This is a genomic window from Amycolatopsis sp. YIM 10, assembly GCF_009429145.1.
In the GTDB taxonomy this organism is placed as follows: domain Bacteria; phylum Actinomycetota; class Actinomycetes; order Mycobacteriales; family Pseudonocardiaceae; genus Amycolatopsis.
Map to the genome: position 1 here is coordinate 2,597,349 of NZ_CP045480.1, position 24,998 is coordinate 2,622,346.

A 24,998-nucleotide genomic window follows, 5' to 3' on the forward strand; every position below is an offset into this window, starting at 1 on the left:
GTCGGTGTGCTCGGGTAAGTTCGATCGCATGGCGACTTTGGTTACCTTCCACGCCCATCCCGACGACGAGTGCATCACCGTCGGCGGCGTGATGCGCAAGGCTTACGAAGAGGGGCACCGGGTGGTGCTCGTGGTCGCCACCCAGGGCGAGCACGGCGAGGTGGAGGAGGGTTTCCTCACCGAGGGCGAGACGCTGCGGGAGCGGCGCATCGCGGAAACCCATGCCGCGGCCGGGATTCTCGGTGCGCAACGGGTGGAGTTCCTCGGCTACACCGATTCCGGGATGATGGGCGAGCCGGAGAACGACGCCGAAGGCTCGTTCTGGACCGCGTCGGTCGAGGAAGCGGCCGAAAAGCTGGCGGCGATCCTCCGCGAGGAGAACGCCGACGTGCTCACCATCTACGACGACAACGGCGGCTACGGCCACCCCGATCACATCCAGGTGCACCGGGTCGGCGTGCGTGCCGCCGAGCTGGCCGGCACGGAGCGCGTCTACCAGGCCACGCAGAACCGCGACGAGATCCGCCGCGGGGTCGAAGCCGCGATGGCCGAGGGCGCCGACATGTCGGAGTTCGGCGCGGATCTGGAGTTCCTCGGCACCATCGGCAAGCCGGAGGCGGAGCTGACCGCGAAGGTCGACGTCACCGCGTACCTGGAGCACAAGCGGCAGGCGATGCGGGCGCACGCCAGCCAGATCGCCGAGGACTCGTGGTTCCTCGCGCAGTCGGAGGAGGCGTTCCGGTTCCAGTTCGGCACCGAGTGGTTCATCCGCGAGGGGCAGGGCCCTGGCATCACGGAGAAGGATCTGCTCGCCGGGTTATGAGCCGGGCGAGCTCGGCGGGGCGGGACAGGAAAGGGTGGTGCCCGCTGTCGAATTCGACGATTTCGGTGGTGTGCCTCGCCCACGCGCGCTGACGCGCGGGCGGGGTGGCCCGGTCGCGCGTGAGCACGACGTAGGTCGACGGAATGGTCTGCCACGCCAGCCCGCGTGGTGCCCGCGCGAAGGCCGCGGCGGACTGCGGCGTGAGCTTGGTGGCGGCTTCGGTGGCGAGGTCTTCGGGGCAGTCCTGGAGAAAGATGCCGCGCAGGTCCAGTCCTGGCTTGACCGCGACGGTGCCGTCTTCGCGGGCGTCCAGCCACGGTGACGGCTCCGGCACCATCTCGGCCAGGGAGCGGCCCGCCTCCGGGACCACCGCGGCCAGGTAGACCAGGCGCTCGACAGTGGGCTCGAAGCCGGTGGCCGCGTCGGTGATCACCATGCCGCCGTACGAGTGTCCACTGAGGATGGTCGGCTCGGCGCTGGCGGCGAGCACCGCGCGCACCGCGTCGGCATCGTCGTGCAGCGTGGCGGTTTTGGTGCGGCAGCTGGGCAGGCTCACCGCTTCGGTGCCGAACCCCAGTTCGCGCAACGGTTCCACCATGCGGTGCCACCACCAGTCGGCCGCACCCGTACAGGCCCCGTGCACATGAACGACTCGCATGCGCCCAAGCAGAACACGGCCGGTCAACCCGGCGCAGCAGGTTTCGCGCAGGGCGTGACCAGCCAGTGTTTGACAGTCCGGTGCCTAGAGCGTCTGCCACCAGCCGTCGACCGGTGGTGGTGCCGAGACGTCCACGCGTTCTCCCGGCCGCGGTACCGCCAGGTCGACGTCCTTGGCCTTCGCCTCGCGCCAGACCCGGTCGGCGGGGTCGGTCCAGGCGTGCATGGCCAGGTTGAACGTGGCCCAGTGCACCGGCACCAGCAGGCCGCCGCGCACGTCGAGATGGGTGGCCACGCCCTCCTCCGGGGTCATGTGGATGTCCGGCCAGCTCGGGGCGTAGGCGCCGATCTGCACCAGGGTCGCGTCGAACGGGCCGTACTGCTCGCCGATCTTCGTGAAACCGGGGAAGTAGCCGGTGTCCCCGGTGTAGAAGACCCGGTGGCGCGGGCCGATGATCGACCACGACGCCCACAGCGTGCCGTCGTTGGCCAGCCACCGGCCGGAGAAGTGCTGCGCCGGCGTGGCGACCAGGCGCAGGTCACCGGTGATGAACTCGGCGTGCCAGTCCAGCTCGACGATCCGCTCCTCGGGCACCCGCCAGCGGCGCAGGTGCGCGCCGACGCCGAGCGGCACCACGAACGGCGCGTCCTGCAGCTCGACCAGCGTGCGGATCGTCGGCAGGTCGAGGTGGTCGTAGTGGTCGTGCGAGATCACCACGGCGTCGAGCCGCGGCAGGTCCTCGAGCGCGATCGGCGGCGCGTGCATGCGCTTCGGGCCGATCAGCGGGGACGGCGAGCAGCGGTCGCTCCAGACGGGGTCGAGCAGCACCCGGGCGCCGTCGATCTCGACCAGTGTGGAGGCGTGGCCGTACCAGGTCAGATGCAGCCCGTCGGAATCGGCGGCGGCGGGCGTGGCGACCACCGGCACCGGGCCGCCGGGGTGGCGCGGCTCGTTGCCGAAGAGCATGTCGTGCAGGATCTTCCGGTACGTGCCCTGCTCGACCACACGACGGGGTGCCTCGTTGCGGAACCGGCCGTCGCGGAACTGCGGGGAGCGCCGCAGCTGTTCGGGATCGGGCTGCCCGCCGATGGCCTCGGTGAGGCCGCGGGCGGCGAGCCCGGCCAACCCGAGTCCGGCGGCGCCCGCGGCGGCGATCGCCGCCGCGACCAGGCTTCTTGTGCGCATACCTCCATTTTGCCCCCGGTTTCGGGGACTTCGCAGGTCGGCGAAGTGGGGTTCGTCGCTCCTCAGCGGGTGAACCCTCCCGCTTTGTCCGCCTTGTCCGTCAGCGGAAGGCAGGCAAACCGGTGACCGACTGGCCGAGGCTCAGCGCGTGCATCTCCTCGGTGCCCTCGTAGGTGAGCACGGTTTCCAGGTTCGCCATGTGCCGCATCACCGGGTACTCCAGCGAGATGCCGTTCGCGCCGAGCATGGAGCGGGCGGTGCGGGCCACGTCCAGCGCCGACCGCACGTTCGACAGCTTGCCGAAGCTGACGTGGTGGTGGTGCAGCGAACCGGCGTCCTTGAGCCTGCCGATCCGCATCGCGATCAGCCCGGCCCGGTTCACCTCCACCAGCAGGTCGGCCAGCTTGCGCTGGGTCAGCTGGAAACCGGCCAGCGGCTTGCCGAACTGGGTGCGCGAGAGGGTGTACTCCAGCGCCGACTCGTAGCAGGCGCGCGCCGCGCCGACCACCCCGAACAGGATGCCGTAGCGCGCTTCGTTCAGGCAGCTCAGCGGCCCGCGAAGCCCGCGCACCTCGGGGAAGGCGGCCGACTCGGGAAGGCGGACGCCGTCGAGCGCCAGTTCCGCGGTGAGCGAGGCCCGCAGCGAGAGCTTGTGCTTGACCTCGTTCGCGGTGAAGCCGGGCGTGGAGGTCGGCACCACAAAACCGCGGATGCCGTCGTCGGTCTGCGCCCACACCACCGCGACCGCGGCCACGGTGCCGTTGGTGATCCACATCTTGGTGCCGTTCAGCACCCAGTCCGAGCCGTCGCGCACCGCGCGCGTGCGCATGCTGCCCGGGTCGCTGCCCGCGTCCGGCTCGGTCAGCCCGAAGCAGCCGAGCGCCTCACCGGTGGCCATGCGCGGCAGCCACTCGGCCTTCTGCTCGGGCGAGCCCCAGCGGTGGATCGCGTACATCGCCAGCGAGCCCTGCACCGAGACGAAGCTGCGCAGCCCCGAATCCACCGCCTCCAGCTCACGGCAGGCGATGCCGTACGCCATCGCGCTGGTGCCCGCGCAGCCGTAGCCTTCCAGGTGCATGCCGAGCAGGCCCAGCTGCCCGAAGCCCTTCGCCAGCTCGGCGGCGGGCAGCGCGCCCGTCTCGTACCAGTCCGCGACGTTGGGCGCGAGCTGCTCGGCCGCGAACCCGCGCACGGCGTCGCGGATGTCCCGCTCCTCACCGCTCAGCTCGGCGTCCAGATCGAGGAAGTCGTGGGGATCGGGGTTGCTCATGGGGTGATGCTAACCCGCGTGGCCGGGGGTACTGCTAACCCGCGCGGCGGGCCGAATCGTGTTGGATGGCGTGCTGCACGACCGAGATCAGCACCTGCTTCGCCGACTCCCGGTCCCGTGCGTCGCAGGCCATGATCGGCACGTTCGGCGAGATGGTCAGCGCGTGCCGGACGTCCTCGATCTGGTGGTGCAGCAGGCGGTCGAAGCAGTTGATGGCGACCACGTACGGCAGCTTCCGGTTCTCGAAGAAGTCGATCGACGGGAAGGCGTCGGCGAGGCGGCGGGTGTCGATCAGCACGACCGCGCCGATCGCCCCGAGCGCCAGGTCGTCCCACATGAACCAGAACCGGTGCTGGCCCGGCGTGCCGAACACGTACAGCACGATGTCCGAGTCCAGGGTGATCCGGCCGAAGTCCATGGCCACCGTGGTGGTGGTCTTGTTCGGCGTGGCCGAGATGTCGTCCACCCCGGCGCCTGCCTCGGTCATCGACGCCTCGGTGGTCAGCGGGTCGATCTCCGAGATCGCCCCCACCAGGGTGGTCTTGCCCGAACCGAACCCACCGGCGACCACGATCTTCGCCGATGAGGTCGGCCCGGTGGACGGGCGTGGTGCGTTCACCGCGGTTTCTCCTCGTTCCGGGTTCTACAGGGAAACGACCGGTTGGGGGCCGTTCGCGCCACGCAACTGGGCGCGCTGGGCCGGGGTCAGCTGCTTGCCGACCCGGTCCACCAGCAGGGTCATCTCGTAGACCACCAGCCCGATGTCGCTGTCCGGCGCGCCCAGCACGGCCAGGCAGGAGCCGTCGGAGACCGACATCAGGAACATGAACCCTCCTGCCATCTCCACCACGGTCTGCGCGACCGTGCCACCCTCGAAGATCTTCGCCGCGCCGCGCGCGAGGCTGGTCAGCCCCGACGCGACCGCCGCCAGTTGATCGGCCTTGTCCTTCGGCAGGCCGCGGGAGTGCGCCAGCATCAGCCCGTCCGCGGAGACCACCACCGCGTGCGCGGCACCGGGCACCCGCTTCACAAAATCCGTGATCAACCAGGCGAACCCACCGTTCGCCAGCGTGCTCGGCTGGCTCGTGCCTTCCGGCTGCGCCCCTGTCACTGCCACTCCCTAGTGCCTTGCTCTGTTCTGCTGTTGCCCGCTCCCGGGTAGGAGCCCGGCTCGGCCGAGCTTTCCGAGAGCGCGTGCCTGCCGGTGGTGAAACCGCGCTGGAAACTGGCCATCCGGCTGCGGGCCGCGGCCGCCGAGCGGGAGATCGCGCTCGGGCTCGGCTGGCCGACGGAGGTGTCGCGGAAGGCGTCCTGCTCCGGCGCGTTCACCGAACCGGGCACCAGGTACGCGTTCGGCACGCGCTTGGGCAGCCCGGCTTCGGTGACCTCTTCGTTCCGCGTCTCCAGCAGCGCCTGCGCCGCCTGCCAGCCCTGGTCCGAAGCGCTCTGCCAGGTCGAGGCCACCACCGGCCGCGGCTTGGGCGGCGGGCCCTCGGTGTACTCGGGCTCTGACGTGGTCTTCGACTGCTCCGGCACCGCCGGGGCTTCCTGGACCGGCTCCGGCTCCGGCTCCGCCTGCGGCTCGGGCTCCGGGGCACGCGGCGGCTCGGCCGCGCGCCCCGGCTCACGGGACGGCTCCGGCGCCCGCGAGCGGTCCGCTTCACGGGCCGGTCCGGCCAGCTCGGAGGACGCCGGGGCGGAGGACTGCGGCCGCTCGTCCAGCTCGTCCTCGACCTCGCTGAACCAGCGCGACATCACCGACTGGTAGATCGGCAGGCGGCGGGTCGGCGCGTCCGGGTCGTCGTCGGCGGGCTGCTTGGCCAGTGCCTCGTAGTCGCTGTAGTCGGTGCCCGGCTGGTCCGGCTCCTCGGTCGGGAAGCCGAAGTCCTCCTGCGCCGCCGGCTCGGGGGCCGATGGCGTCGGTGGTGGTGGCGGGGCGGGCACCTGCCGCACCGGCAGCTGCTGGCTGACCGGGTACGAGCTGGTCAGCGGCGCGTCCGTGGGGCGGCTGGTGAACGCCGCGTTCGGCGAACCGGCGACCAGGTCGTCCAGCGAGATCGGCTGCGCCAGCGGGGTGAGCCCGTTGGACGTCATCGAGGTCTCGGCCGGGGCGGGCGGCGGCGGGGCCGGCTTCCAGGTCTCGGTCGGTGGTTCGGGCTTCTGCTGCTGGTAGACCGGGGTGATCGGCGGCAGCGAAGACTGCGTCGGCGGCGTCATCGGGGCCTGCGCCGGGATCGCTGGCTGGGCCGGAAAACGCTGTGAGGGCGGTCCGCTCAGCGACTGCGCGGCGGGGGTGGCCACCAGCAGCTCGGCGGGCACCACGATCCGCGCGATGATGCCGTTGTCGATCTCCTCGTTGTCCCGCAGGCGGACCTCGATGCCGTGGCGCTTGGCCAGCCGCGCGACCACGTACAGGCCCATTCGCCTGGTCACCGAGACGTCGAAGGCGGGCGGGTCGGCGAGGCGCTTGTTGGCCTCCTCGATGTCCTCTTCGGACATTCCGACGCCCTTGTCGGTGATCTGGATGGCCAGCGAGCGCTTGCGGGTCACCGCGGCGCGCATGGTCACCTTGGTCTCCGGCTCGGAGAAGTAGGTGGCGTTGTCCAGCAGCTCGGCCAGCAGGTGCACCAGGTCCTGGATGGCACGGCCCTGCACGGAGACCTCGGGCACCTGGCCGACCTCGACGCGGGCGTACTGCTCGATCTCCGAGACCGCGGCGCCGATCACCTCGACCGCGGGCACCGGGCGCGACACCGACTTGGTCAGCCCGGCACCGGAGAGCACCAGCAGGCTTTCACCGTTGCGGCGGAGCCGGGTGGCGAGGTGGTCCAGCTCGAACAGGCTGGCGAGGTGGTCCGGGTCCTGCTCGTCGGCCTCGAGCCGGTCGATCACGCCCAGCTGGCGTTCCACCAGCCGCTGCGACCGCCGCGAGAGGTTGACGAACATGCCGTTGACGTTCTCGCGCAGCAGCGCCTGCTCGGCCGCCAGCTTGACCGCCTGCGCGTGCACCGCGTCGAAGGACCGGGCGACTTCACCGATCTCCTCGCGGGTGAGCACCGGCACCGGCTCGACCGCGCGCTTGGCCGCCTCCAGCGGGTTCGGGTTGTCCAGGATGCCCTGGACCGTGGTCGGCAGCTTCGCGTAGGCCACGTCCAGCGCGTTCGTCCGCAGCGTGCGCAGCGGGTGCAGCAGCGAGCGGGCGATGATCAGCATCAGCGCGATGGCGAAGAGCAGGGCGAGCAGCACGATCGCGGCGAACTGCCAGAAGGCGACCAGCGCGTCCGAGGCCAGTCCGTCGGCCGCGCTGCGGAGGTCGGCCAGCAGCTGGCTCTCCACCTTGTTCATCCGGTCGACCACGAAGTTGCCGTCGTTGGTCAGCGCGTTGACGTCGATGGCCGGCCTGCTCCGCGCGTCGGCGAAAACGAAGGCGGAGGCCTTGATCCGCTCGCGGTCGTCGACCTCGGCGCCGCTGACGCTGTCGTTGTAGAGCTGCACCTGCTCGGGGTCGGCGGTGGAGCGGAAGGTGTCCAGCGCCGCGCGCGCACTGGCCTGGAAGGCTCGGGTCTGGCTGAGCAGCTCGGCGGGGAAGCCGTCGCGGCGGCCGGCGATCTGCAGTGCGGCGTTCTCGCGCGAGACGTATTCCTTGGCCTCGCTCAGCGCCTGCGCGGTGGTGCCGCGGCGGAGCAGGTCGCGGTCGGTGATGCCGGTGTTGACCTCACGACCGCCCTGGATCAGCTGGTCGAGCAGGGAGGTGTAGGCCGACAGCGCGGACAGGTCGGCGTACGAGGTGTTCCGCACCGCGATCCGCAGCGGGCCGAGCGCGTCGATCCGGTCGAGCGTGCGGGCCATCTGGCTGCCCTCGGCGACCACGTCCGACTCCAGCGTGCCGGCGAAGGACTTCATGTCGGCGATGGCGCGGTCGGTCTTGATGATCTGCGCGTCCAGCGCGCCCTCGTCCGGCGCGCGGTCCGAAGCGATCTTCGCCACTGCCAGCGTCCGCTCGTTCTGCACCTCGTGGAGCACGGTGGCGCTCTTCGCGGCCAGGTCGAGCTGGTCCACGGTCTGCTGGAACTCGTTGGCACGCTCCAGTTCCTGCGCGGCCAGCAGGCCACCGAGGGCGAGCGCGGTGACCGTCGGCACGATCATCACCGCGGCCAGCTTGCTCCGCAGCCGCCAGTTGCGCAGCGACCACCGGGAGACCTTGCCCCGCTCGACCGGTGTGGTGTCGAGGGCGTCCGCCGTGGTCGGCTCGACCGGATCGGGCAACGGCGCCCGCTGGTCCGGCGCCGACCCGCCACCAATGTTTCCCTGGCCGTCTGTGGCCCCGGGGTCTTGGACCCGCACTACGAGCACATCCCTTGTACTTGAGCCAGCAGCTCGCATTGCGGAGTCCAGCTCGAACGGACATTTACGGATTTGTAACGAATGACTTCCGGTGCAGTTCTGTGCAGCACACGCCGCCCCGTGTTTCGCGGCGCCCTGGGGAAAGGCTCCGGGTGGACTTCCGTCCGCACGGCCATCCGGTCGCTCGCTCCTCACATGTGTCCGGGTCGGCGTGACCTGTATTGACCTTGAGTTGCCTGCACTAGCTGCCTGCACCGCGATGCAGAAGGTAGCGAATACGCTGCGAAGATGTAACCCTTCCGGGGGCATCCTCGGCTCGGACAACTATGGCATGCCGTGTCCGACCGACTCGTCTGAGTGTCCCCTTCGCGGGAAACCTGTCGCCTGGTCAGGTGAGCCAGCCCGCAGGCAGGTGGCGATGTCGGCACCGATTGTGACGACCTCGGGTGATCTCTTACAGTGTCCCGTGCGGACGCACCGCGGTCTCGGGGCGGGCTTCGGTTGTCGCGCGCTATCGCCTGGTCGCACCCCAGGCGCACCTACTCTTCACACCAGGAGTTGGCCTTGCTACGTACCGGCAACAGTTTCCGGCGTCCCGCGCGCCGCACCCGGGTGGGCGTGCTGCTCAGCAGCCTCGTCCTGCTCGCCTCGACCAGCGGCTGCGGGCTGCTGGGTGGCGACGAAGGCGGCACCGCCGCCGAGGGCAACGCGCAGGTGGAGAAGGCGAAGATCAAGGTGTCGGTGATGCCGCTGATCGACGTCACGCCCTTCCACCTCGCGAACAAGAAGGGGTACTTCAAGGAGGCGGGCCTCGAGGTCGAGACGGTCAACTCGCCCAGTGGCCAGGCCGGTTTGACCAAGCTGATCGCCGGCGACGTCGACATCAGCTACGGCGGTGACATCCCGTTCGTGATGGCCAACGCCACCGGCAGCGCGGACATCAAGTTCGTCGCCGAGGCCTCCTCCGGCAAGCCGAACACGATGATGATCCTCACCGTGCCGACCTCGCCGGTGAAGAACGTGCAGGACCTGGCGGGCAAGAAGATCGCGATCAACGGTGAGAAGGGTGTGTCCGACACCCTGACCAAGTCCGTGATGAAGGCCAACAACGTCGACTTCAGCAAGGTCACCTGGGTGACCCTGCCGTTCCCGGAGATCTCGGGCGCGATCGCGCGCGGTGACGTGGACGCCGGCTTCCTGGTCGAGCCGTTCATCACCCAGGCCAGCAAGAGCGTGGGCACCGTGCCGGTGGTCGACGCCTCGTCCGGCCCGACGCAGGACTTCCCGATCTCGGCCTACGGCGCCACCGCGAAGTTCGTCAACGAGAACCCGAAGACCGTGGAGGCCTTCCAGCGGGCGATGGCCAAGGCCACCAAGGAGGCCGAGGCCGACCGCAAGATCGTCGAGCCGCTGATGGTCGAGTTCGCCAAGATCGACGCCGACACCGCGGCGCTGGCCTCGCTGACCAAGTTCGAGTCCAAACTGGACCCGGCGCGGCTCCAGCGGGTGCCCGACCTGATGCTCGAGTTCGGCATCATCACGCAGAAGATCGACGCCGCGGGCATGATCGCGAAGCAGCCGCAGGACTGATCCGTCCACGTGCCTCGTCTGCTGCGAAACCTGATCGGTCTGGCCGGCTTCTTCCTGCTCTGGGAAGGGGCCGTCCAGACCGGCCTGGTGCGGCGTGAGTTCATCCCGCCGCCATCGGTCGTCCTGTCCAGTCTCGCCGGCCTGCTCGGCGACGTCTCCTTCCTGCGCGACGTGATCGCGACCATGCTCGCCTGGCTGATCGCGCTGGGCATCGCCGTGGTGGTGGCGATCCCGGCCGGGCTGCTGCTCGGCAGCATCCCGCCGCTGCAGGTGGCCACCCGCGCGATCGTGGAGTTCCTCCGCCCGATCCCGCCGGTGGCGCTGATCCCGCTGGTGATCCTGATCGTCGGCGGCGGCCCGGAGGCGAAGATCACCCTCGCGGTGTACGCCTCGGTGTGGCCGATCCTGTTCAACACCGTCTACGCGATGGCCGAGATCGACCCGGTGCTCACCGAGACCGCGCGGTCCTTCGGCACCTCGAAGTCGCGCATGCTCACCTCGGTGGCGCTGCCGCACGCGGCGCCGTTCGTGTTCACCGGCATCCGGATGTCCGCGGCGATCGCGCTGATCGTGATCGTCAGCACCGAGTTCGTCGCCGGGGCCAGCCGGGGCATCGGCAACTTCGTGCTCGAGGCCAGTGAGGGCGGCGGACGCCGCGACCTGGTGCTGGCGGGCACGGTGGTGGCCGGGATCATCGGTTACCTGATCAACGAGGGCCTGGAGCGGTCCGGGCGCCGGCTGTTCGCCTGGAGCGAGGTCCGCACGGAGGTGGCCAAGTGACCGCGACCCTGCCCGAGCGCAAGGCCGGCGGACTCCGCGGCCGGACCAGGGCCGGGGTGTCCGGCTTCCTGCGCAACTGGCTGCTGTTCATCGGCCTGGTGGTGCTCTGGGAGCTGGTCACCCGGCTGGCGCAGGACAAGTTCTTCCCGCCGCCCACCGAGATCATCCGTGCCGCCGGTGAGCTGTGGTTCAGTGAGAACTTCGCCGACCACATCCTGCCCAGCGTCGGCCGGATGCTCGGCGGCTGGCTGATCGCCGTGGTGGTCGGCGTCGGCCTCGGGGTCGCGCTCGGCCGCACCCGCACCGGGATGGACTACGCCGGGCCGCTGTTCTCCTTCGGCCGGTCCATCCCGCCGCCCACCCTGGCGCCGGTGTTCCTGGTGCTGTTCGGCATCGGGCCGGGCATGCAGCTGGCCACCATCATCTTCGGCGCGTTGTTCCCGATCCTGCTGAACACCGTGGACGGGGTCCGCTCGGTGGACGCGGTCAAGGTGGACACCGCGCGCTCGTTCCGCAGCCCGCGCCGGTACTGGCTGACGCTGGTGGTGCTGCCGGCCGCGTCGCCCAAGATCTTCGCCGGGTTGCGGCTGAGCCTGTCCATCTCGATGATCCTGATGGTGGTCTCGGAGCTGATCGGTGCCTTCGACGGCATCGGCTACGCGCTGAACTCCTCACGTCAGATCTTCGACTTCCCCGGCATGTGGGCGTGGATCGTGCTGCTCGGCATCCTCGGTTACGGGTTCAACACCGCCCTGCTCGCCGTGGAGCGCCGCGTGCTGCGCTGGCAGCCCTCGCGTGCCCAGCAAGACGCCAATCTCGGAGGATGAGCCCTGTGCCAACCATGCTCGACGTCGCCGGCCTCAGCCACCGCTACGGGAACGGCGACCAGACCCACACCGTTGTCGACGACCTGCGCTTCACCGTGGAGGCCGGGGAGCTGGCCTGCATCGTCGGCCCGTCCGGCTGCGGCAAGTCGACCCTGCTGCGCTGCGTGGCCGGGCTGATCAAGCCGTCGGCCGGGGAGGTCCGGCTGCACGGCGACCTGATCGACGGTGTGCCCGACGACCTGGCCGTGGTGTTCCAGGACTACAGCCGCTCGCTGTTCCCGTGGCTGAGCGTGCGCGCGAACGTGGAGTTCCCGCTGCGCTGGCGCGGGCTGAGCAAGGCCGAGCGGCACCGGCGGGCCGACGAGGCGCTGGCCTCGGTCAACCTGCCCGACATCGGCGGCAAGTACCCGTCGCAGCTCTCCGGCGGCATGCAGCAGCGGGTGTCCATCGCCAGGGCGCTGGCCTCGGAGCCGGCGCTCCTGCTGATGGACGAGCCGTTCGCCTCGGTGGACGCGCAGACCCGGTTCGAGCTGGAGGACCTGCTGCGGACCGTGCAGCGTGAGCGCGGCAGCACGGTGCTGCTGGTCACCCACGACATCGACGAGAGCGTGTATCTCAGCGACCGGGTGCTGGTGCTGTCGAAGTCGCCCGCGAAGATCGTCGCCGACCTGCCGGTGGGCCTGCCGGCCGACCGCGACCAGATCACCACGCGCGAGTCGGCGGAGTTCGTCTCGCTGCGCGGTGAGGTGGCCAGGCTGCTGCACGGCGGTCAGCCGGAGACCGGATCCGATGCCGCCGAGAAGCTGGCGGCGGCGGACCTCGCCGAGGCCGACGCGGCCGAGCAACTGGCCGACACCCGGTCGAAGGAAACTCTCTGAGTCCCCTTCGCCACCGCGATTTCCGCCTGGTGCTGCTGAGCACCACCCTGCTGTTCACCGGGTACGCCCTGCTGCTCTCGGTGGTCCCGCTGTGGGTGGTGCGCCAGGGTTCCGGCGAGTTCGCCGCGGGCGCGGCGACCGGGGTTTTCATGGGCGCCACGGTCGCCGCCCAGTGCGTGGTGCCCGCGCTGGCCGCCCGGGTCGGCTACCGGCTGGTGACCGCGGCGGGCGGACTGCTGCTCGGCCTGCCCGCGCCACTGCTGATCCTGACCACGGACTGGCCGGGCGTGCTCGGCGTTTCACTGGTGCGCGGCCTGGGGTTCGGGCTGGTCTCGGTCTGCGGCAGCGCGCTGATCGGCGAGCTGCTGCCCGCGTCCTCGGCGGCCCGCGGTTCCGGCTGGTACGGCCTGGCCACCGGGCTGCCGCAGCTGCTCGGCCTGGCGGCGGGCACCTGGGCGGCCGGTACCTGGGGCTTCACCGGGGTGTTCCTGGTGGCCGCGGCGCTGCCGCTGGCCGGGGTGCTGCCGTTGCTGCTGCTGCCGAAGCTGCTGCCCGACAACAGCGGCCCGGCGGTGCGCCGGCGGGCGGTCACCGGCCGGACCTGGCGGCCGGGGCTGGTGTTGTTCAGCGGTGCCGTCGGACTCGGTGCGATGGCCACCTTCGTGCCGCTCGTGCTGAACGGGCCGCCCGCGGCGGTATCGGCGACGTTGTTCGTGGTCACCGGCGCGGCCCTGCTCGGCCGCTGGTCGGCCGGGCTGCTCGCGCACCGGGTGAGCGGGTCCGGCGGCATGCTCGGGGCGGCGACCGTGGTGCTGGGGCTGGGCATGGCGCTGTTCGCGGTGACCGGGCCGATCGGCGGGCCGTTGGCGCTGACCGCGGCGATCGCCGGTGGCGCGGTGTTCGGTGCCGGGTTCGGCGTGGTGCAGAACGACGCGCTGGTGGTGATGTTCGCGCGGGTGCCGCCGGGTGCGGCCGGGGTGGTCTGGAACCTCGCCTTCGACGCCGGGCAGGGCGCGGGCGCGGTGCTGGTGGGGTCGCTGCTCGCCGGGATCGGGCCGGTCGGCGGGTTCGGCGTGCTGGCCGGGTTCGCGCTGGTGCTCTTGCCCGTCGCACGCGCGGCTCGCGTCACCGGCTAGCCAGCCAGTGTTTGGTAAGCGGCGGAGCCGCTTGCCGTCGGCGTCACCTCGCACCGGCTGAGGTTCCGCTACCCGCACCGCCACGCAAACCACTTTCAAACACTCGCTAGCCTGGTGGGGTGCCTCGTGTCGTGATCCTGGACTACGGTTCGGGCAATCTCCGGTCCGCCGAACGCGCCGTGCGGCGCGTCGGGGCCGATGTCGAAGTGACCGCCGACGCCGAAGCGGCGCTGGCCGCCGACGGCTTGGTGGTGCCCGGCGTCGGTGCTTTCTCCGCGTGCATGGCCGGGCTGCGTGAAGTCCATGGCGAGCGGATCGTCGGCAAGCGGCTCGCCGGCGGCCGTCCCGTGCTGGGCATCTGCGTCGGCATGCAGATCCTGTTCGAGCGCGGGGTGGAGCACGGCGAGGAGACCGAGGGCGCGGGGGAGTGGCCCGGCACGGTCGACCAGCTCACCGCGCCCGTGCTGCCGCACATGGGCTGGAACACGGTGCGCGCGCCCGCGGAGTCGCGGTTGTTCGCCGGGCTGGACGCGCAGACGCGGTTCTACTTCGTGCACTCGTACGCGGCGCGGTCGTGGGAGCTGGACTCCGGCCTGGCCGGGCAGCAGCCCCTGGTCACCTGGGCCCACCACGGCGAGGACTTCGTCGCGGCGGTGGAGAACGGCGCGCTGTCGGCCACCCAGTTCCACCCGGAGAAGTCGGGGGACGCGGGCGCCACCCTGCTGGAGAACTGGCTCGGCACCCTCTGACCCGGCTCGTGGCCCGGCCCCGGGCGGCGCGGTCCCCGGCCTCTATAGTTGCCGCGTGACTTTCCAGCTCCTTCCCGCTGTTGACGTCGCCGATGGCCAGGCCGTGCGCCTGGTGCAGGGCGAGGCCGGTACCGAGACCTCCTACGGCGACCCGCTCGAGGCCGCGCTGACCTGGCAGCGGGACGGCGCCGACTGGGTGCACCTGGTCGATCTGGACGCCGCCTTCGGGAAGGGCTCCAACCGCGAGCTGCTCGCCCGGGTGGTCGGCGAACTGGACGTGCAGGTCGAGTTGTCCGGCGGCATCCGCGACGACGCCTCGCTCGAGGCCGCGCTGGCCACCGGCTGCCGCCGGGTCAATCTCGGCACCGCCGCGCTGGAGGACCCGGAGTGGACGGCCAAGGTCGTCGCCGGCTACGGCGACCGGGTGGCCATCGGGCTGGACGTGCGCATCACCGAAGCCGGGCACCGGCTCGCCGCGCGCGGCTGGACCAAGGACGGCGGTGACTTCTGGGAGGTGCTCGAGCGCCTCGACCGCGACGGCGCCCAGCGCTACGTGGTCACCGACGTGAGCAAGGACGGCATGCTGTCCGGCCCGAACGTGGAGCTGCTGCGCGAGGTCACCGCCCGCACCGACGCCGCGGTGATCGCCTCCGGCGGAGTGTCCAGTTTGGACGATCTGCGCGCGCTGGCCCAGCTGGAGCGCGACGGGGTCGAGGGCGCGATCGTCGGCAAGGCGCTCTACGCCGGTGCCTTCACCCTGCCTGACGCCCTCGCCGCGGTCCGTTCCTGAGCCTCACTCGTCGAGTTTGATGGCGATGCCGACGGTGCGCTGACGTCCGCGCAGCCTGCTGAAGAACATGGTCACCCGGCCGACGATGCCGTACTGGCGGGCGATCGCGCTGCGCACCTGCTCGGTCTCGTTGTCGTCGAGCAGTCGCGCCTGTCCGGAAACCTTGTCCCCGTGGGTTTTCTTGCCGCCGAAGTCGCTGGCCTGCACGGCCACCCTCGGGTCGTTGCGCAGCCGCTTGACCTTGCCCGCCGTGCGCTCGCTCCACAGCACGAGCTCACCGTCCCGGCGCGCGATCCAGACCGGGGTGGGCACCGGGGTGCCGTTCTTGCGGAAGGTGGTGACCACCACGTACTTCTCCGCGGCCAGTCGTTCCAGCTCGGATGCCATGGTGGTCACCGTACCCCGGTCACCGCCGCAGGTAGACGAATCCCGTGGTCGGGCCGCCCTGCTCCGGGCGGCGCTCACCGTCGTGCAGGACGAGCAGGCCACGCGGGAAGTCCGGGCCGAGCGGCGTGGTGGTGACGGCCGCGCCGTCGGAGTGCTCGACCGAGTCGGTCCTCGCGGTGCTGCCCACGGTGAACTCGTACAACGGCTTGTTGCCGGCGGTGCGGTCGTAGACGACAAAACGCGAGTCGCCCTGGCTGGAGGCGTAGAGCTGCCCGGTGCCGTGCGGACCTTCGGCGATCGTCAGCCCCTCGGCGTCGGCGGTCAGCCGGGTGCCGCCGAACCCGGGGTCGGGGCCGTCGGGCACGCACTCCTCGGTTTCCTCGTCGTAGCGCGCCGGGGCGCCGAAGGAACGGACCTTGTCCATCAGTACCGGCTCGCCGCCGAACGGGATGCGCCAGATGCCGACGTCCTCCTGCGCCGCGTAGAGCACGTGGTGCGCGGCGTCCAGCGCCATGCCCTCGACCTGCGGGCGTTCTCCCGGCTCGGCGCAGGGTGTCCAGGTGGTGCCGTCCGGCAGCGGGAACCGCTCCGGTAGGTCCACTGTGGTCAGTGGGGCGGTGCCCACCCGGCCACCGGGCAGGTCGACCAGCCGGAGCAGCGCGATGCGGGTCTCGTGCCGCCTGCTCACCGCGACCACCCGCTGGCCGCCGACCTTCGCCACGCTCAGCCCGTATGCCGTGCGCTGTTCGTCCACTTCGGACTCACTGGCGGAGAAGACCGGTGGTGCGGCCGGGTCGGTGACGTCGGTCAGCCGCCGGTCCTGGTCGATCCGGTAGACCCGGATCCGGTCGCGGCCGCGGTCGCTGACCACCGCGAGGTCGTCGACCACGTCGACGTTGTTGAACCGGCCGGGCGCGGCGCCCGGCGTCGGCGGCGCCGGTGCGGGCAGCACCGCCAGCTCGCGCCCGCGCAGGTCGAAGGTGGCGAGCCCGCCTTCCTTGAGCGTGCCGAGCACGAGGCTGCGGGCCGGGTTCGCGCGGTCGACCCAGATCGCCGGGTCGTCGGCGTCCGCGTTGGCCGGGGCGGCCGCGGGATCGTCGACGAAGGCCCTGGTCTGGAGCACCGGCCGGGGCAGCTGGCTCGCCTGGGCCGGGGTCGTGGTCAGCAGGAGGGGGACGATGAGGAGGAGCGGTGTGATGCGCACGGATGGACGTTAGGCTCGCGGGGTGACCGATGGGTGAACACGTACCCTGAGCGCCATGTCCGTAGCGGTGAGGGTGATCCCGTGTCTCGACGTGGACGCGGGACGGGTGGTCAAGGGTGTCAACTTCGCGGATCTCCGCGACGCCGGGGATCCGGTCGAACTCGCGCGCCGGTACGACGCCGAGGGCGCCGACGAGCTGACCTTTCTCGACGTGACCGCCTCCTCCGGTGATCGCGAGACCACCTTCGACGTGGTGCGCCGGACGGCCGAGCAGGTGTTCATCCCGCTCACCGTCGGCGGCGGCGTGCGGACCAACGACGACGTGAACAAGCTGCTGCGGTCCGGCGCGGACAAGGTGAGCATCAACACCGCCGCCATCGCGCGACCCGAGTTCCTGCACGAGGCCTCGCGCCGGTTCGGCTCGCAGTGCGTGGTGCTCTCGGTGGACGCGCGCCGCACGCCGGACACCGAGTCCGGCTTCGAGGTGACCACGCACGGCGGCCGCAAGGGCACCGGCATCGACGCGGTGGAGTGGGCGGCCAGGGGCGAGGAGCTGGGCGTCGGAGAGATCCTGCTCAACTCGATGGACGCCGACGGCACCAAGGCCGGGTTCGACCTGGAGCTGATCGGGCTGGTGCGCAAGGCGGTCCGGGTGCCGGTGATCGCCAGCGGCGGGGCCGGTGCGCTGGAGCACTTCCTGCCCGCGGTGGAAACCGGGGCGGACGCGGTGCTCGCCGCCAGCGTGTTCCACTTCGGACAGTTCACCATCGGCGAGGTCAAGACCGTGCTGCGGGCGGGCGGGGTGGTGGTCCGATGAACCGCTGGACCGCGCCGCTGGAGGTCAAGGTGATCACCGGGCTGCTGGTGGGCATCGCGGTGGTGCACATCCTGATTTCCCTGGTGCTGCTGTCCGCGCCCGGCTCCACCATCCGGGTGTTGTTCGTGCCGGTGACCGCGCTGGTGCTCGGTGCGGTCGTGGCGGCCGGGCTCGCCGTGCCCGGCCGGTTCCCGCGGTTTTCCCAGTTCTCGCGGTACATCGGCTACGCGGTGATCGCGATCATGGCGCTGCAGCACGCGTTCGGCATGCTCGCGGGCACGCTGTGGTGGCTGCGGATCTTCTTCGGGCTCGCCGCGGCGGGCTACATCTACGCCGGGGTGCTGCTGAGCAGCCGCCCGGTGCTGCGCCACGTGGGGAGTGCGAAGGCGTGAACCTGGCCGAACGCATCAAGTTCAACGACGACGGGCTCGTCTGCGCGGTGGTCGTCGACCACGAGAGCAACGATGTGCTGATGGTCGCGTGGATGAACGCCGAGGCGCTGGAGCTGACGCTGACCACCCGCCGCGGCACGTACTTCTCCCGCAGCCGGGGGAAGTTGTGGGTCAAGGGCGAGACCTCGGGGCACGTGCAGCACGTCCAGGAGGTCCGGCACGACTGCGACGCCGACACCCTGCTCGTGCGGGTGATCCAGGAGGGGCCCGCGTGCCACACCGGTACCCGCAGCTGCTTCGACACGGAGGCGCGCCGACTGCTCTGACCAGTGTTAATGTACAGGTGTTCAGAAAGCCTGTGCGAAAGGCGGCGCGGTCATGCGGGTGGTGGCGGAGGTACTGGTCGGGCTGGTGGCCCTGATCCACGTCTACATCCTGGTGCTGGAGATGTTCCTCTGGAAGGGACCGCGCGGGCAGAAGGCGTTCGGGCTGACCCCGGAGTTCGCCGAGCAGACCGCGACGCTGGCGGCGAACCAGGGGCTGTACAACGGTTTCCTGGCCGCCGCGCTGGTGTGGGGGTTGCTCGGGGGTGGCTTCCAGTTCCAGGTGTACGGGCTGATCTGCGTGATCGTCGCGGGCGTCTACGGAGCGCTCACGGCCAGCCGCCGCATCCTGTTCGTTCAGGTGGTGCCGGGGGTGCTGGCGCTGGCGGCGGTGCTCGTCGCACCCTGAACGGGTGAATGATCCTCGCGCCGCCCGTACTCGCGCCCGCCTGCGCGCCGCTCTGTTCGAGGCCTGCGAGGACCGGCCGCTCGGCGAGGTGAGCGTGGCGCGGGTGACCCGGCTCGCGCGCGTCTCGCGGGGCACGTTCTACCTGCACTACGAGGATTTACCGGCGCTCGCCGTCGATGCCTGCGCGGAACTGCTGCGGGAGGCCGTCGACGCCCTGCACGCCTCGACTGACCCGCCATCGGTGCTGACCGAGCTGCTCGGGTCGGTGTCCGCGCGGGAAAACGTCTACCGGAGCCTGATCGGCCCGGGTGGCGGTGGCCCGCTCGGTGAGGCGCTGCACGGCCAACTCCGGGAGCGCGCCTTGGCCGAACGCCGCCGGCGCGCCGAAACCCCCGGCGACGAAGCCATCGCGAGCGCTGTCGCGGCCACCTTCACCGGCGTGCTCGGCGGCCGCCTGCACGGCCACGTCCCTGGCACCGACGCGGAAGTCGCGACGCGGATCTGGACGATGGTCCTCGCCCTGCACCGGTCCGGTTAGTCGAGATCCCCGGTCAGGTAGCGCTGCAAGGTCGGCGCCACCGCGGCGACGATCTCCTCGCGGTCCGCCGACGCCAGTGGCTCGAACTTCGCGACGTACCGGACCATGCCCATGCCGACCACCTGCGACGCGCACAGCGAGGCGCGGAACTGCAGCCGATCGGAGCTGACCCGGTCGGCGAACCGGACGAAGATGTTCTCCAGGAACAGGGTCCGCAGCGCCGTGGCGACCTGCTCGTGGCTGGCCACGCTCCGGATCAGCGCGGCGAAGGCACCGCCGCCGCTCTCGTCCCAGCGGGTGAGGAAGGTGCGCACCAGTCGCTCGCCCAGCTCCTCGACCGGCCCCTGGTCGAAGACCTGGCCGAACAACTGCACCGGGTCGAACGGCAACTGCAGCACGGCCTGGGTGAACAGCCCCTGCTTGCCGCCGAACCAGTGGTTCACCATGGCCGCGTCGACCCCGGCGCGCTGGGCGATCGCGCGCACGGTCGCGCCCTCGTAGCCGAGTTCGCCGAACAGCTCGCGGGCGGCGACCAGCATAGCTTCGCGGGTGTCCTCACCGGCGGGACGGCGGCCCCGGCGCTTGGTGGTCACCACAGGACTTCCGGTGGCAACCACCTAGCGGACGCCTCGGTCATGGCGGCATCCCGCCCTTCCACTCAGCAATAGTTCAACGTTCAATGAATTGTACACGCGGGTGTAGCCACACCTGTACCCACGCGGCCGGGCACCCGGCGGCACAATGTGGCGCATGGTCAGCTCGCGCACCGACACCGCTTCCTCCTCCGTCGCCACCGGCCTCGGCGAGGTCAGCCCCACCAGGGAGGAGTTCCGCGCGCTCGCCGAGTCGCGCCGGGTCATCCCGGTGGTCCGCCGCCTGCTCGCCGACGGGGAGACCCCGGTCGGTGTCTACCGCAAGCTGGCCGCCGACCGGCCGGGCACCTTCCTGTTCGAATCGGCGGAGAACGGTGCCTCCTGGTCGCGCTGGTCGTTCGTCGGGGTGAACAGCCCGGCCGCGCTGACCGTGCGCGACGGCGAAGCCGTGTGGACCGGCACCCCGCCGGTCGGCCTGCCCTCCGATGGTGACCCGCTGACCGTGCTGCGCGCCACGCTCGAGGCGTTGCACACCGAACCGCTGCCCGGCCTGCCCCCGCTGACCGGCGGGCTGGTCGGCTACATCGGCTACGACGCGGTCCGCTGGCTGGAGAAGCTGCCCGAGCTGGCCGAGCGGGACATCGACATTCCCGAGCTGACCATGCTGCTGGCCACCGATCTCGCCGCGCTGGACCACCACGAGGGCACGGTCACGCTGATCGCGAACGCGGTCAACTGGGACGACTCGGGGGAGCGGGTGGACGCCGCCTACGACGACGCGCTGGCCCGCCTGCAGGCGATGACCGAGCAGCTCGCGGTGCACGCCCCGGCCACCAACGCGGTGTTCGACCGGCCGGCCCCGGAGTTCACCCGCCGCCGCAGCAAGGCGGACTTCCACCAGGCCGTGGCGAAGGCGGTCGAGGCGATCCGCGCCGGCGAGGCGTTCCAGATCGTGCCGTCGCAGCGGTTCGAGATCGAGACCGGCGCCGACGCGCTCGACATCTACCGCGTGCTGCGCACCTCCAATCCGAGCCCGTACATGTACCTGCTGCGGATGGAGGGCTTCGACATCGTCGGCTCCAGCCCCGAGTCGCTGGTGACCGTGCGCGACGGGCGGGCCACCACGCACCCGATCGCGGGAACCCGGTGGCGTGGTGCCGATCCGGAGGAGGACGCGCAGCTGGCCAAGGACCTGCTCGCCGACGAGAAGGAGCGCGCCGAGCACCTGATGCTGGTCGACCTCGGCCGCAACGACCTCGGCAAGGTGTGCAAGGCGGGCACCGTGCGGGTGGTCGACTTCTTCACCATCGAGCGCTACAGCCACGTGATGCACATCGTGTCCACCGTCACCGGTGAGCTGGCGGACGGCAAGACCGCCTTCGACGCGGTGACCGCCTGCTTCCCGGCCGGCACGCTGTCCGGGGCGCCGAAGGTGCGCGCGATGGAGCTGATCGAGGAATTGGAGCCGACCCGGCGGGCGTTGTACGGCGGTGTGGTCGGCTACCTGGACTTCGCCGGTGACGCGGACACCGCCATCGCCATCCGCACCGCGCTGGTGCGCGACGGGGTGGCGCACGTGCAGGCCGGTGGTGGCGTGGTGGCAGACTCGGATCCCGACTACGAGGACAACGAGTCGCTGAACAAGGCCCGGACCGTGCTGTCGGCGGTGGCCGCCGCGCAAACGCTGGCACCGGCCGGGGTGATCGAGGAAGCGAGTGACCCCGCTGGTGTCTGACCCCGCCGCCAAACGTCCTTTGTGGATCATCACGCTGCTGCTCGCGCTGGGTGCGCTGGCGCTGTGGGCCTCGTCCAGGCTGATCTGGTTCGAACGCTCCCGCTCCGACCTGCCCGGCGTGCCGCCGGGGATGGTGACCGGGGGCGAGCACCTGCCCGCGCTGTCGCCGCTGGCCGCGCTGGTCTTCGCCGGGGTCGCGGGCCTGGTGGCCACCTCCGGCTGGGCCCGCCGGGTGGTGGCCATGGTGCTGGCGCTGACCGGCCTGGCCGCGTGCCTGGTCGTGCTGCTGAACCTGGCCGGTGACATGCGCTTCACCGGCTGGGGCCTGGCCGTGCTCGGCGGGCTGCTGGTGCTCGCCGGTGGCGGGATGGGCGTGCTCGAGGCGGGGCGGCTGCCGCGCCTGGGCGCCAAGTACTCCGCACCGGGCGGGAAACGTCCCGCCCGCGACGCCGATACAGCCCTCTGGGACGCACTGTCGGACGGCGAAGATCCCACGACCGGTCGATGAGGGTTGACAAACCGACGATGGACCCGGGACCGGCCGGGCAAAGTGCGCGGGTTAGCATCTTTCCGGCGGGAAGGGGAAGGTTTTTGTGAGCGAGCTTGCGAGGAAAACGGTGCACAAACCGGTAGGCGGGGCCGTCCGGTGACTGTTCTCGAAGACATCGTCGAAGGCGTCCGAGCCGACCTCGCCACCCGCGAGGCGGAGCTTCCGTTCGACGAGCTGAAGCGCAAGGCGACCGAGGTCGCGCCTCCGCGCGACGTGATGGCCGCCCTGCGGGAGTCCGGCATCGGCGTCATCGCCGAGGTGAAGCGGCGCAGCCCGTCCAAGGGCGAACTGGCCTCGATCGCGGACCCCGCGGCGCTGGCCAAGGACTACGCCGACGCCGGCGCGCGGGTGATCAGCGTGCTGACCGAGCAGCGCCGCTTCGGCGGTTCGCTGGCCGATCTGGACGCGGTGCGCGCCGCGGTGGACGTGCCGATCCTGCGCAAGGACTTCGTGGTCAGCCCGTACCAGGTGCACGAGGCGCGCCTGCACGGCGCGGACATGGTGCTGCTGATCGTGGCGGCGCTGGAGCAGAACGCGCTGGTGGCCCTGCTGGACCGGGTCGAGTCGCTCGGCATGACCGCGCTGGTGGAGATCCACAACGCCGAGGAGGCCGACCGCGCGCTCGAAGCCGGTGCCTCGGTGATCGGCGTGAACGCGCGCAACCTGCACACCCTCGAGGTGGACCGCGACGTGTTCAGCAGGCTGGCCCCCGGGCTGCCGATGGACGTGTACAAGGTCGCCGAGTCGGGTGTCCGCGGTCCGGGTGACCTGATGTCCTACGCGGGCCAGGGCGCGGACGCGGTGCTGGTCGGTGAGGGCCTGGTCGCCTCCGACGACCCGAAGGCGGCGCTGGTGAAGCTGGTCACCGCCGGTTCGCACCCTGCTTGCCCGAGGCCGAGCCGATGAGTCCGGCAGTTCGGGGGTCCGGGGGTCGTCCCCCGAGCAATGACCCGGAGGAACCGACGAAGCAGCACGAGCGGACCGAGCACGATCCGGACGCCAAGGGCCACTTCGGCCCGTACGGCGGCCGGTTCATGCCGGAGGCCCTGATCGCCGCGATGGACGAGCTGTCCGCGGAGTACGACAAGGCCCGGCTCGACCCGGAGTTCACCGGTGAGTTCGCCCGCCTGCTGCGGGACTACGCCGGTCGCCCGTCGCTGCTGACCGAGGCGCCGCGGTTCGCCGCGCACGCCGGTGGTGCCCGGATCTTCCTCAAGCGCGAGGACCTCAACCACACCGGTTCCCACAAGATCAACAACGTGCTGGGCCAGGCGTTGCTCACCCGCCGGATGGGCAAGAAGCGGGTCATCGCGGAGACCGGGGCCGGCCAGCACGGGGTGGCCACCGCCACCGCCTGCGCGCTGCTGGACCTCGACTGCGTGGTCTACATGGGCGAGGTGGACACCCAGCGCCAGGCGCTGAACGTGGCCAGGATGAAGCTGCTCGGCGCCGAGGTGATCCCGGTCAAGACCGGTTCGCGCACGCTGAAGGACGCGATCAACGAGGCCCTGCGCGACTGGGTGACCAACGTCGACACCACGCACTACCTGCTGGGCACCGCGGCAGGCGGGCACCCGTTCCCGGTGATGGTGCGCAACTTCCACAAGATCATCGGCGAGGAGGCCCGCCGTCAGATCCTGGAGCAGGCCGGTCGCCTGCCGGACGTGGTCGCGGCGTGTGTCGGCGGCGGGTCGAACGCCATCGGCATCTTCCACGGCTTCATCGACGACCCGGAGGTCCGGCTGGTCGGGCTGGAGCCGGGCGGCAAGGGCCTGGACAGCGGGGAGCACGGCGCCACGCTGACCGAGGGCACGCCGGGCATGCTGCACGGCGCGCTGTCCTACCTGCTGCAGGACGAGGACGGTCAGACCATCGAGGCCTACTCGATCTCCGCCGGGCTCGACTACCCCGGTGTCGGCCCCGAGCACTCGTGGCTCAAGGACACCGGGCGGGCCGAGTACCGCGCGGTGACCGACGCCGAGGCGATGGAGGCGATGAAGCTGCTGTCGCGGACCGAGGGCATCATCCCGGCCGTCGAGTCCGCGCACGCGCTCGCCGGCGCCATCAAGCTGGGCCAGGAGCTGGGCGAGGACGGCCTGATCGTGGTGAACCTCTCCGGTCGCGGCGACAAGGACATGGACACCGCGGCGAAGTTCTTCGGCCTGGTGCCCGAGGAGGAGCTGTCGTGAGCGAGCTGGACGAGGTCTTCCGCCAGGCCAAGGCGGAGAACCGGGCCGCGCTGGTCGGCTACCTCCCGGCCGGTTACCCGACCGTGGACGGTTCGAAGGACCTGCTCTCGGCGATCATCGACGGCGGTGCCGACCTGGTCGAGGTGGGCGTGCCCTACTCCGACCCGGTGATGGACGGGCCGACCATCCAGGCCGCCGCGGACGCCGCGCTGGCCGGCGGCTTCCGGCTCAAGCACCTGTTCGAGGTGGTCGAGTCGGTGTCCGCGCGCGGTGGCAAGGCCGTGGTGATGACCTACTGGAACCCGGTGCACCGCTACGGCGTGGACGCGTTCGCGCGTGACCTGGCCGCGGCCGGTGGCCTCGGCATGATCACCCCGGACCTGATCCCGGACGAGGCGGAGGACTGGTTCGCCGCCTCCGAGGCGCACGGGCTGGACCGCATCTTCCTGATCGCGCCCTCGTCGACCGAGGAGCGCGTGCACCGCACGGTCCAGGCGAGCACCGGCTTTGTCTACGCCACCGCGCTGATGGGCGTCACCGGCGCGCGGGAGACCGTGGACGCGGCCGCGTCGAAGCTGGTCGACCGCGCCAGGGCGCACACGGACCTGCCGATCGGCGTCGGCCTCGGGGTGCGCTCCGGGGCGCAGGCCGCCGAGGTGGCCGGGTTCGCCGACGCGGTGATCGTCGGCTCCGCACTGGTCACCGCCGCCGCCGAGGGCGTCGACGCGGTGCGGGCGCTCTCCGGTGAACTGGCCGACGGGGTGCGGAAGGCGCCGACCCCCGCCTGAATTCGGTATTCCACGACCAAAAGGGTCGTGCGTGCTTTCGGTT

27 protein-coding genes are annotated in these 24,998 nt (G+C 71.1%); 18 read left to right on the forward strand and 9 right to left on the reverse strand.

Features of this window, described 5'->3' with window-relative positions:
* Positions 1-28 precede the first annotated feature (28 nt).
* Positions 29-823 carry a PIG-L family deacetylase gene (locus YIM_RS12615; RefSeq protein ID WP_153030533.1) on the forward strand — a complete coding sequence of 265 codons (795 nt, stop codon included), beginning with the start codon at positions 29-31 and terminating at the stop codon, positions 821-823.
* Here the strand turns inward: YIM_RS12615 and YIM_RS12620 are convergent.
* The 6 genes from YIM_RS12620 to YIM_RS12645 all read right to left on the reverse strand — a co-directional run bounded on the left by YIM_RS12620 (position 792) and on the right by YIM_RS12645 (position 8,202).
* A complete protein-coding gene (locus YIM_RS12620) occupies positions 792-1,481 on the reverse strand; it encodes an alpha/beta fold hydrolase (protein WP_153030534.1) in 690 nt (229 codons plus the stop codon). The two genes, YIM_RS12615 and YIM_RS12620, sit on opposite strands and share 32 nt — an antisense overlap.
* 84 nt (positions 1,482-1,565) lie before the next feature.
* Positions 1,566-2,666, reverse strand: coding sequence for an MBL fold metallo-hydrolase (locus YIM_RS12625; RefSeq protein ID WP_153030535.1), 1,101 nt, complete (start codon positions 2,664-2,666; stop codon positions 1,566-1,568).
* 100 nt (positions 2,667-2,766) lie between these two features.
* Entirely contained in the window at positions 2,767-3,936 is a 1,170-nt protein-coding gene (locus YIM_RS12630; RefSeq protein WP_153030536.1) for an acyl-CoA dehydrogenase family protein, read from the reverse strand.
* Positions 3,937-3,970: 34 nt separating this feature from the next.
* The gene (locus tag YIM_RS12635; RefSeq protein WP_153030537.1) at positions 3,971-4,555 is read right to left on the reverse strand and encodes an ATP/GTP-binding protein; all 585 of its coding nucleotides are present in this window, start codon (positions 4,553-4,555) and stop codon (positions 3,971-3,973) included.
* Between the two features lie 24 nt (positions 4,556-4,579).
* On the reverse strand, positions 4,580-5,047 hold the full coding sequence (locus tag YIM_RS12640; RefSeq protein WP_153030538.1) for a roadblock/LC7 domain-containing protein: 468 nt from the start codon (positions 5,045-5,047) through the stop codon (positions 4,580-4,582).
* The gene (locus tag YIM_RS12645; protein ID WP_228004695.1) at positions 5,044-8,202 is read right to left on the reverse strand and encodes a nitrate- and nitrite sensing domain-containing protein; all 3,159 of its coding nucleotides are present in this window, start codon (positions 8,200-8,202) and stop codon (positions 5,044-5,046) included. The genes YIM_RS12640 and YIM_RS12645 overlap by 4 nt, the downstream gene beginning before the upstream one ends.
* Positions 8,203-8,844: 642 nt before the next feature.
* On the opposite strand from YIM_RS12645, the gene YIM_RS12650 reads away from it, so the two are divergent.
* The 7 genes from YIM_RS12650 (at position 8,845) to priA (ending at position 15,030) form a co-directional block, all read left to right on the forward strand.
* Positions 8,845-9,870 (forward strand): ABC transporter substrate-binding protein, encoded by a 1,026-nt coding sequence (locus tag YIM_RS12650; RefSeq protein WP_153030540.1) that lies wholly within the window; start codon positions 8,845-8,847, stop codon positions 9,868-9,870.
* Between the two features lie 9 nt (positions 9,871-9,879).
* Positions 9,880-10,650 (forward strand): ABC transporter permease, encoded by a 771-nt coding sequence (locus YIM_RS12655; protein WP_153030541.1) that lies wholly within the window; start codon positions 9,880-9,882, stop codon positions 10,648-10,650.
* A complete protein-coding gene (locus tag YIM_RS12660; RefSeq protein ID WP_370468984.1) occupies positions 10,647-11,477 on the forward strand; it encodes an ABC transporter permease in 831 nt (276 codons plus the stop codon). Before YIM_RS12655 ends, YIM_RS12660 begins: the two co-directional genes overlap by 4 nt.
* Positions 11,474-12,355, forward strand: coding sequence for an ABC transporter ATP-binding protein (locus YIM_RS12665; protein WP_370468985.1), 882 nt, complete (start codon positions 11,474-11,476; stop codon positions 12,353-12,355). Before YIM_RS12660 ends, YIM_RS12665 begins: the two co-directional genes overlap by 4 nt.
* A 29-nt stretch (positions 12,356-12,384) precedes the next feature.
* Positions 12,385-13,491, forward strand: a complete 1,107-nt coding sequence (locus tag YIM_RS12670; protein ID WP_370468986.1) for an MFS transporter — start codon at positions 12,385-12,387, stop codon at positions 13,489-13,491.
* 119 nt (positions 13,492-13,610) lie between these two features.
* Positions 13,611-14,240, forward strand: coding sequence for an imidazole glycerol phosphate synthase subunit HisH (hisH, locus tag YIM_RS12675; protein WP_153030543.1), 630 nt, complete (start codon positions 13,611-13,613; stop codon positions 14,238-14,240).
* A 55-nt stretch (positions 14,241-14,295) separates the two neighbouring features.
* Positions 14,296-15,030 carry a bifunctional 1-(5-phosphoribosyl)-5-((5-phosphoribosylamino)methylideneamino)imidazole-4-carboxamide isomerase/phosphoribosylanthranilate isomerase PriA gene (gene priA / locus YIM_RS12680; RefSeq protein WP_153030544.1) on the forward strand — a complete coding sequence of 245 codons (735 nt, stop codon included), beginning with the start codon at positions 14,296-14,298 and terminating at the stop codon, positions 15,028-15,030.
* Positions 15,031-15,033: 3 nt separating this feature from the next.
* On the opposite strand, the gene YIM_RS12685 is transcribed toward priA, so the two are convergent.
* Positions 15,034-15,417, reverse strand: a complete 384-nt coding sequence (locus YIM_RS12685) for a PPOX class F420-dependent oxidoreductase (protein ID WP_153030545.1) — start codon at positions 15,415-15,417, stop codon at positions 15,034-15,036.
* Positions 15,418-15,436: 19 nt separating this feature from the next.
* Positions 15,437-16,621 (reverse strand): phytase, encoded by a 1,185-nt coding sequence (locus YIM_RS12690; RefSeq protein WP_194240135.1) that lies wholly within the window; start codon positions 16,619-16,621, stop codon positions 15,437-15,439.
* Between the two features lie 55 nt (positions 16,622-16,676).
* Here YIM_RS12690 and hisF point away from each other — a divergent pair, with 55 nt between their 5' ends.
* Genes hisF through YIM_RS12715 form a run of 5 tightly spaced genes read left to right on the forward strand, consistent with a single transcriptional unit; the run spans position 16,677 to position 19,100 of the window.
* A complete protein-coding gene (hisF, locus tag YIM_RS12695; RefSeq protein ID WP_153030546.1) occupies positions 16,677-17,438 on the forward strand; it encodes an imidazole glycerol phosphate synthase subunit HisF in 762 nt (253 codons plus the stop codon).
* Positions 17,435-17,830 carry a hypothetical protein gene (locus tag YIM_RS12700; RefSeq protein ID WP_153030547.1) on the forward strand — a complete coding sequence of 132 codons (396 nt, stop codon included), beginning with the start codon at positions 17,435-17,437 and terminating at the stop codon, positions 17,828-17,830. The genes hisF and YIM_RS12700 overlap by 4 nt, the downstream gene beginning before the upstream one ends.
* Complete coding sequence (hisI, locus tag YIM_RS12705) at positions 17,827-18,156, forward strand: phosphoribosyl-AMP cyclohydrolase (protein WP_153030548.1); 330 nt, start codon at positions 17,827-17,829, stop codon at positions 18,154-18,156. The genes YIM_RS12700 and hisI overlap by 4 nt, the downstream gene beginning before the upstream one ends.
* Positions 18,157-18,208: 52 nt before the next feature.
* Positions 18,209-18,562: a DUF1304 domain-containing protein gene (locus YIM_RS12710; protein WP_153030549.1), complete on the forward strand. Its 354-nt coding sequence runs from the start codon at positions 18,209-18,211 to the stop codon at positions 18,560-18,562.
* A 4-nt stretch (positions 18,563-18,566) separates the two neighbouring features.
* Entirely contained in the window at positions 18,567-19,100 is a 534-nt protein-coding gene (locus tag YIM_RS12715; RefSeq protein WP_153030550.1) for a TetR/AcrR family transcriptional regulator, read from the forward strand.
* Here the strand turns inward: YIM_RS12715 and YIM_RS12720 are convergent.
* Complete coding sequence (locus YIM_RS12720; protein WP_153036945.1) at positions 19,097-19,639, reverse strand: TetR/AcrR family transcriptional regulator; 543 nt, start codon at positions 19,637-19,639, stop codon at positions 19,097-19,099. The genes YIM_RS12715 and YIM_RS12720 overlap by 4 nt on opposite strands.
* Before the next feature lie 211 nt (positions 19,640-19,850).
* On the opposite strand from YIM_RS12720, the gene YIM_RS12725 reads away from it, so the two are divergent.
* The 5 genes from YIM_RS12725 (at position 19,851) to trpA (ending at position 24,955) form a co-directional block, all read left to right on the forward strand.
* Entirely contained in the window at positions 19,851-21,428 is a 1,578-nt protein-coding gene (locus YIM_RS12725) for an anthranilate synthase component I (protein WP_153030551.1), read from the forward strand.
* Positions 21,421-21,936 carry a Trp biosynthesis-associated membrane protein gene (locus YIM_RS12730; RefSeq protein ID WP_228004696.1) on the forward strand — a complete coding sequence of 172 codons (516 nt, stop codon included), beginning with the start codon at positions 21,421-21,423 and terminating at the stop codon, positions 21,934-21,936. Before YIM_RS12725 ends, YIM_RS12730 begins: the two co-directional genes overlap by 8 nt.
* 138 nt (positions 21,937-22,074) lie before the next feature.
* Complete coding sequence (trpC, locus tag YIM_RS12735) at positions 22,075-22,884, forward strand: indole-3-glycerol phosphate synthase TrpC (protein WP_153030552.1); 810 nt, start codon at positions 22,075-22,077, stop codon at positions 22,882-22,884.
* On the forward strand, positions 22,881-24,167 hold the full coding sequence (gene trpB, locus YIM_RS12740; RefSeq protein ID WP_153030553.1) for a tryptophan synthase subunit beta: 1,287 nt from the start codon (positions 22,881-22,883) through the stop codon (positions 24,165-24,167). The genes trpC and trpB overlap by 4 nt, the downstream gene beginning before the upstream one ends.
* Positions 24,164-24,955 carry a tryptophan synthase subunit alpha gene (gene trpA / locus YIM_RS12745; protein WP_153030554.1) on the forward strand — a complete coding sequence of 264 codons (792 nt, stop codon included), beginning with the start codon at positions 24,164-24,166 and terminating at the stop codon, positions 24,953-24,955. Before trpB ends, trpA begins: the two co-directional genes overlap by 4 nt.
* Positions 24,956-24,998: the final 43 nt, after the last annotated feature.

Bases quoted from the DNA above. Each gene is read 5' to 3' on its own strand.
- YIM_RS12720 (WP_153036945.1), bottom strand. From the start codon at position 19,639: ATGCTGGTCGCCGCCCGCGAGCTGTTCGGCGAACTCGGCTACGAGGGC.
- YIM_RS12725 (WP_153030551.1), top strand. From the start codon at position 19,851: ATGGTCAGCTCGCGCACCGACACCGCTTCCTCCTCCGTCGCCACCGGC.
- YIM_RS12620 (WP_153030534.1), bottom strand. From the start codon at position 1,481: ATGCGAGTCGTTCATGTGCACGGGGCCTGTACGGGTGCGGCCGACTGG.
- YIM_RS12665 (WP_370468985.1), top strand. From the start codon at position 11,474: ATGAGCCCTGTGCCAACCATGCTCGACGTCGCCGGCCTCAGCCACCGC.
- YIM_RS12630 (WP_153030536.1), bottom strand. From the start codon at position 3,936: ATGAGCAACCCCGATCCCCACGACTTCCTCGATCTGGACGCCGAGCTG.
- YIM_RS12710 (WP_153030549.1), top strand. From the start codon at position 18,209: ATGCGGGTGGTGGCGGAGGTACTGGTCGGGCTGGTGGCCCTGATCCAC.
- YIM_RS12700 (WP_153030547.1), top strand. From the start codon at position 17,435: ATGAACCGCTGGACCGCGCCGCTGGAGGTCAAGGTGATCACCGGGCTG.
- YIM_RS12625 (WP_153030535.1), bottom strand. From the start codon at position 2,666: ATGCGCACAAGAAGCCTGGTCGCGGCGGCGATCGCCGCCGCGGGCGCC.
- YIM_RS12685 (WP_153030545.1), bottom strand. From the start codon at position 15,417: ATGGCATCCGAGCTGGAACGACTGGCCGCGGAGAAGTACGTGGTGGTC.
- YIM_RS12615 (WP_153030533.1), top strand. From the start codon at position 29: ATGGCGACTTTGGTTACCTTCCACGCCCATCCCGACGACGAGTGCATC.
- trpB (WP_153030553.1), top strand. From the start codon at position 22,881: ATGAGTCCGGCAGTTCGGGGGTCCGGGGGTCGTCCCCCGAGCAATGAC.
- hisF (WP_153030546.1), top strand. From the start codon at position 16,677: ATGTCCGTAGCGGTGAGGGTGATCCCGTGTCTCGACGTGGACGCGGGA.